Source organism: Microbacterium sp. C448 (genome assembly GCF_000582705.2).
Lineage (GTDB): Bacteria > Actinomycetota > Actinomycetes > Actinomycetales > Microbacteriaceae > Microbacterium > Microbacterium lacus_A.
In genome coordinates, this window is record NZ_HG779771.1 from 1 (window position 1) to 5,811 (window position 5,811).

4 protein-coding genes are annotated in these 5,811 nt (G+C 67.2%); 2 read left to right on the forward strand and 2 right to left on the reverse strand.

Going from position 1 to position 5,811, the window contains the following annotated elements:
- Positions 1-197: 197 nt before the first annotated feature.
- Positions 198-1,715, reverse strand: coding sequence for an MFS transporter (locus MIC448_RS13245; protein WP_051513882.1), 1,518 nt, complete (start codon positions 1,713-1,715; stop codon positions 198-200).
- Positions 1,716-1,837: 122 nt separating this feature from the next.
- Between MIC448_RS13245 and MIC448_RS13250 the strand changes: the two genes are divergently transcribed.
- Positions 1,838-2,470, forward strand: a complete 633-nt coding sequence (locus tag MIC448_RS13250) for a TetR/AcrR family transcriptional regulator (protein ID WP_036300601.1) — start codon at positions 1,838-1,840, stop codon at positions 2,468-2,470.
- A gap of 25 nt (positions 2,471-2,495) precedes the next feature.
- On the opposite strand, the gene MIC448_RS13255 is transcribed toward MIC448_RS13250, so the two are convergent.
- Positions 2,496-4,373: an ABC transporter ATP-binding protein gene (locus tag MIC448_RS13255; protein WP_036300602.1), complete on the reverse strand. Its 1,878-nt coding sequence runs from the start codon at positions 4,371-4,373 to the stop codon at positions 2,496-2,498.
- 208 nt (positions 4,374-4,581) lie between these two features.
- Here MIC448_RS13255 and MIC448_RS13260 point away from each other — a divergent pair.
- The coding region (locus MIC448_RS13260; RefSeq protein ID WP_051513885.1) for a DHA2 family efflux MFS transporter permease subunit at positions 4,582-5,811 on the forward strand (1,230 nt) is incomplete at its 3' end.

Sequence of the window (5,811 nt, forward strand, 5' to 3'; positions counted from 1 at the left end):
CGCGAGCACCCGGAAGATGCCTATCGCCGCCCCCTCGGGGCGTTCGTCCGTGAGGTCTGGGACGTGGCCGATGAATCCACCCGCGGGCACGTGGGCCGTGAGACCGCGATCATCATCGACGCGGCATCGCTCTGGTAGCCCCGCCGGTCGGTGAGCGAGCGCAGCGAGACGAAACGACGCCCCGCCGCGCACTCCGGTCAGTGCGCGATGACCGGCTCGGCCGCCGTCGCGCCCGGACGCCCGTGTGCCAGCGAGATGCCGTCACCGCGGCGGCGGTAGAGCAGCGCGGCGATCACGAACCCGATCGCGAAGAAGCCCGCGCCCCACCAATACGCCACGGTGTAGCTGTGGATGGCGGCCTCGGCGAGCACCTCCGGGCTCTCCGGCGCGTTGGCCGCCACATACGCGGTCAGGGCCGTCGCGGCCAGGGTATTCAGCAGGGCGGTGCCGATCGAGCCGCCGACCTGCTGGCTGGTGTTGACCATTGCCGAGGCGACTCCCGCGAACTGCGGGTCCACTCCGAGCGTCGCCGTCTGCATCGCCCCGGGCATGATCGATCCCATCGCGAGCCCCATCACCATCAGGGCAGGCAGGATGTCGCTGACGAAACCGCTGTCGTGGCCGAGCCGGGTGAGGAGAATCATCGCGATCACCCCGAAGATCATCCCGATCGGCACGATGATCTTCGGTCCGAATCGCGGCAGGAAGATATTCGTCGAGAGCTGAGCCGCAAGCACCAGCATCACGATCATGGGCAGGAACGACAGCCCCGTCTGCATCGCCGAATACCCGAGCGAGACCTGCAGGTAATAGGTGACGAAGAGGAAGACACCGAACATCCCGGCGCCCGCGATCAGCACGGAGATGTAGGACGCACCGCGGTTGCGGTCCAGCACGATCGGCAGTGGCAGGAGCGGGTGACGCGAACGGTGCTGCCACAGCACGAAGACGACGAGCAAGACTCCCGAGCCCGCCAGCATCCCCCATGACAGGGGCGAGTCCCAGCCATCCGTCTCGGCGTTCGAGAACCCGTATACGAGCAGGAACAGGGCACCCGATACGGCGAGCGTGCCGGGGATGTCCAGGGTCGGACGGGGGCCCGTGCGGGTCACGTGCCCGACGAAGAGGATCGCCCCGACGATCGCGACGAGGGCGATGAAGACGTTGATGTAGAGGTTCCAGCGCCAGTCGAAGTACTCGGTGAGGAACCCGCCGAGGAGCAGCCCGATCGCTCCCCCGGCTCCGGCGATCGCCCCGAACACTCCGAAAGCACGGGCGCGTTCGCGCGGGATCGTGAAGGTCGTCGTCAGCATGGCGAGCGCCGTGGGGGCGAGCATGGCGGCGAAGACACCCTGCAGAGCACGGGCCCCGACGAGAACCCCGAACGTCGGCGCTGCACCGCCGAGCGCAGACGCGAGCGCGAATCCGACGAGGCCGATGATGAACGTGCGCTTGCGCCCGATCAGGTCGGAGAGCCGGCCGCCCAACAGCAGCAGACTGCCGAACGCAAGGGCGTATGCCGTGACGACCCACTGGCGGTCACCGTTCGAGAAGCCGAGGTCGGCCTGCGCGGCCGGGAGGGCGATGTTCACGACGGTGGCGTCGAGCACGACCATCAGCTGCGCGAGCCCGACCGTCGCGAGTGTCCACCACCGGCGGGACGAGGGCGCGACCGCCGGCTGAACACCGTTCGTGGAGGAGGAAGTCTGTGGCATGCCGAAACCATATACGAGAATCATCCGTTCCGGATACCAAACGTTCTGGATTAGAATGGGTAACGGCAGTCGAACGACCGCGCAGCATCCCAGGCGAGCCCCGATAACAGGAAAGGACCGCGATGACGCAGCCCGCAGCCGCCGCCGATGGTGCGGCGCCCCGCCCGGGCCGCAAGAGGGACCACTCCCGAGACCCCGAGATTCTGCAGGCGGCGATCGACATCCTCGCCGAAGAGGGATTCGACGGCATGACGATCGACATGGTCGCGACTCGCGCAAAAGCCGGCAAAGCGACCCTCTACCGACGGTGGCCCTCGAAGGCTGAGCTCGTTCTGGATGCGATCGGATGCATGAAGGCGGCGGACCTCTCCCCCGACAAGTTGCCCGACACGGGCACCCTCCGGGGCGACCTCATCGGCATGATCACATCCCGCACCGCGGAAGATGCGGAGCGACGCCTGCGCGTGATGGCGGGGGTCGCGGCGCTCCTCACCCGCGAGCCCGACCTCACCGATGCCGCGAGCGCCGTGCTCATGGCACCGCGTATCGCGGCGATCCGCGGTTTACTGGAACGCGCGCTCGCACGCGGTGAGGTCCGAGCCGACGCGGATCTGGCCGCTCTCGCCGAGCTCCTACCCGCGATGGCGGCGTTTCGCGGGCTGGTCGAGCGGAAGCCCATCGACCGCGAGTATCAGATCGCGCTGATCGACGGCATCCTTCTGCCTGCCGCCGGGGTCACGCGCACGGACGTGTGAGCGGACCGAACGGACGGCCGCACCCTCAGGCGAGGCCGTTGGATGCCTCGACCTGACGCATGGCCAATTCGGCGTACAGCCCACCATCGGCCATCAAGTCGGCATGCGTCCCGCTCTCGACGATGCGACCGGCCTCGACGACGTGAATGACATCGGCCCCGACCACGGTCGAGAGGCGGTGCGCGATCGACAACGTGGTGCGACCGCGAGCCGCGGCATCCAGTGCGCGTTGCACGACCCGTTCCGAAACGGTGTCGAGGGCACTCGTCGCTTCGTCGAGCAGCAGCACGGGCGGATCCTTCAGCAGCACCCGCGCGATCGCGATCCGCTGCTTCTCGCCACCCGAGAGCCGGTAGCCGCGCTCCCCCACGATCGTGTCGTACCCGTCGGCGAAACCCTCGATCACGTGGTGGATGTTCGCGGCACGGCAGGCGTCTTCGAGTTCGGGCTGCGTCGCGTCGGGCTTGGCGTACGCCAGGTTCTCGCGGACCGTGGCGTGGAACAGGTACGTCTCTTGCGAAACGATCCCGATGTTCTCGATGATCGACGCCTGGCGCAGGTCGCGCACGTCGGCGCCCGCGAACAGGACGGAACCGGAGGATGCCTCGTACAGCCGCGGCGCCAGGTACAAGATGGTCGTCTTACCTGCCCCGCTCGGCCCGACGAACGCAACATGCTGGCCGGGTTCGGCGACGAACGACACACGGTCGAGCGTCGGCCGCGTCGTGCCGGCCGCGTCGGGATAGCGGAAAGTCACATCGCGGAATTCGACCCGCCCGAGCGGACCCGGGGCGGCTTCGACATCCGTCGCCGCGGGCGATTCCGTGATCGCGGGGTCGAGATCGAGGTATTCGAAAATGCGCGCGAAGAGCGCACGGGACGTCTGCAGATCGAGCGCCACGCGCATGAGGGCCATCAGCGGGAACAGGAGGCGGGCCTGCACGGTCGTGAAAGCGACGATCACGCCCGCCGATATGTCCGCGCTGCCGCCTGTGATCAGCAGACCCGCGACGAGGTAGATGATCGCCGGCACCGACGACATGATGATGCTGACGATCCCGAAGAACCACTGCCCCGACATCGCCTGCCGCACTTGCAGCACGACCTGGTTGCCGTTCTCGACCGTGTAGCGCTCGATCTCGGCGCTCTGCCGGTGGAACGCCTTCGCGAGCAGGATGCCGGAAACCGAGAGCGTCTCTTGCGTGATGGCCGTCAGCTGCGACAGCGACTCCTGCGTCTCGGCGGCGATCTTGGCACGCACCTGGCCGACGCGGCGCTGCACGAAAACGAGGCCGGGCAGCAGCCCGAGGGCGATGAGGGTGAGGCGCCAGTCGATCATCACCATCGCGACGACCGAGGCGATCACCGTGACGGTGTTGCCGAGGATGCTCGTGAATGTGTTGGTCAGTACGCTCGCGACCCCACCGACGTCGTTCTGCAGCCGCGACTGGATCACGCCGGTCTTCGTGCGCGTGAAGAACGACAGGTCCATCGCCTGCAGGTGTGTGAAGAGGCGCACCCGCAGATCTCCCGTGACGCGGTTGCCGACGGTCGAGGTGAGCCAGGACTGCAGCACGTTCAGACCCGCGGATGCCACGAACAGGCCGATCATGAGCGCCACGAGCTCGAGGAGGAGGCCGAGGTTCGGCCCGCCATCACCCGCCGGGAACAGGGCCGAGTCGAAGATGACCTCGATGATGAGCGCGGGCACGACACCGATCGCGGCGCTGACGACGACCAGCGCGGCGGTGACGCTCAGGCGAGCACGATACGGCCGGAAGAGAGCGACGATGCGGTGCCCCAGGTTCGGGATGTCGGGGGCGTCGGCATTGCGTTCGCGTTGCGCGTCGGCGTCCACCCCGCGGGTCAGGCCCCCACCGAAGCCCCCGCGTGGCATGCTCATCCGCTCAGCCTAATCCGGCCCACGGACGCCGGATCGGGCGCGGTGAGGCCTGAGATCGATGTCCCCCTCGGGAATGCGACGTCGGTGGGCGCGGTTACGGTCGTAGTCCGCGACTTTCGCGCCGTTCTGTGCTGCCCCGGCGCTTCGTGGCTCGACGTATGACCTCGACGACAACCGGCCGCGTCCCCGCTCCACCCGAAGGAACCTCTTGACTCTGCAGGATTCACCGCCCGAAACCGCGTCCACACCGACGACCCCCGCCGTGAAGGCCGGACCGGTCATCGCGCTCCTCGTCATCGCCGCGTTCGTTGTCATCCTCAACGAGACCGTCATGGGCGTTGCGTTGACCCCCATCATGGAAGATCTCGGCGTTACCGCAGCGACCGGCCAGTGGCTGACGACCGGATTCCTGCTGACGATGGCCGTCGTCATTCCCCTGACGGGCTTCCTGCTCGAGCGCTTCCCGCTGCGCAACGTGTTCTTCGCCGCGATGATCCTCTTCTCCACGGGCACGCTCATCGGTGCACTGGCACCCACGTTCGAGGTGCTCCTCGCCGGCCGAATCGTTCAGGCGTCGGGAACAGCGATCATGATGCCGCTGCTGTTCACGACGGTGCTCACCATCGTGCCCGCTTCACATCGAGGACGGATGATGGGCGTCATCACGATCGTCATCGCGGTTGCCCCCGCGGTCGGCCCGACGGTCTCCGGGCTCATCCTCTCCATCGCGACCTGGCACTTCCTCTTCTGGTCGGTCCTTCCCATCGCTCTCATCGCGCTCGCCCTCGGAGCGGTATGGGTGCGCAACGTCACGAAGACCCGCCCAGACGCGCGCTTCGACGTACTCTCCGTCGTACTTTCTGCCGTCGGATTCGGCGGACTGATCTTCGGCCTCAGCAGTATCGGTGAGGCCGCCGCCGGTGAAGCGCCCGTGCCGATATGGATTCCGCTGGTCGTGGGCAGCGTGTCTCTCGTCGCGTTCGTCTTGCGTCAGCTTCAGCTGCAGAAGGTGGACGGCGCACTCCTGGACCTGCGCACGTTCCAGAGCAAGACGTTCAGCCTCGCTGTCGTGCTCGTGGTCATCGTCATGGCAAGCCTGTTCGGTTCGCTGATCCTTCTCCCGATCTACCTGCAGCAGGTGCTCGGGCTAAACGTCCTCAGCGTCGGTCTGATGCTGCTCCCCGGCGGCGTGCTCATGGGCGTGATGGCGCCTTTCGTGGGAAACGCGTTCGACAGGTTCGGTCCGACGCCGCTGGTCATTCCGGGTATGGTCATCGCCGCAGGCTCGCTCTGGGGCATGGCGACCTTCGACGCCGGCACCACCGTCGGTTGGGTCATCGCTGTCCACCTGGGCCTGAATCTCGGCCTCGGTCTCGTCTTCACCCCCCTGCTGACCTCTGCGCTCGGGTCGCTCCCTCCGCGCCTGTACCCATACGGC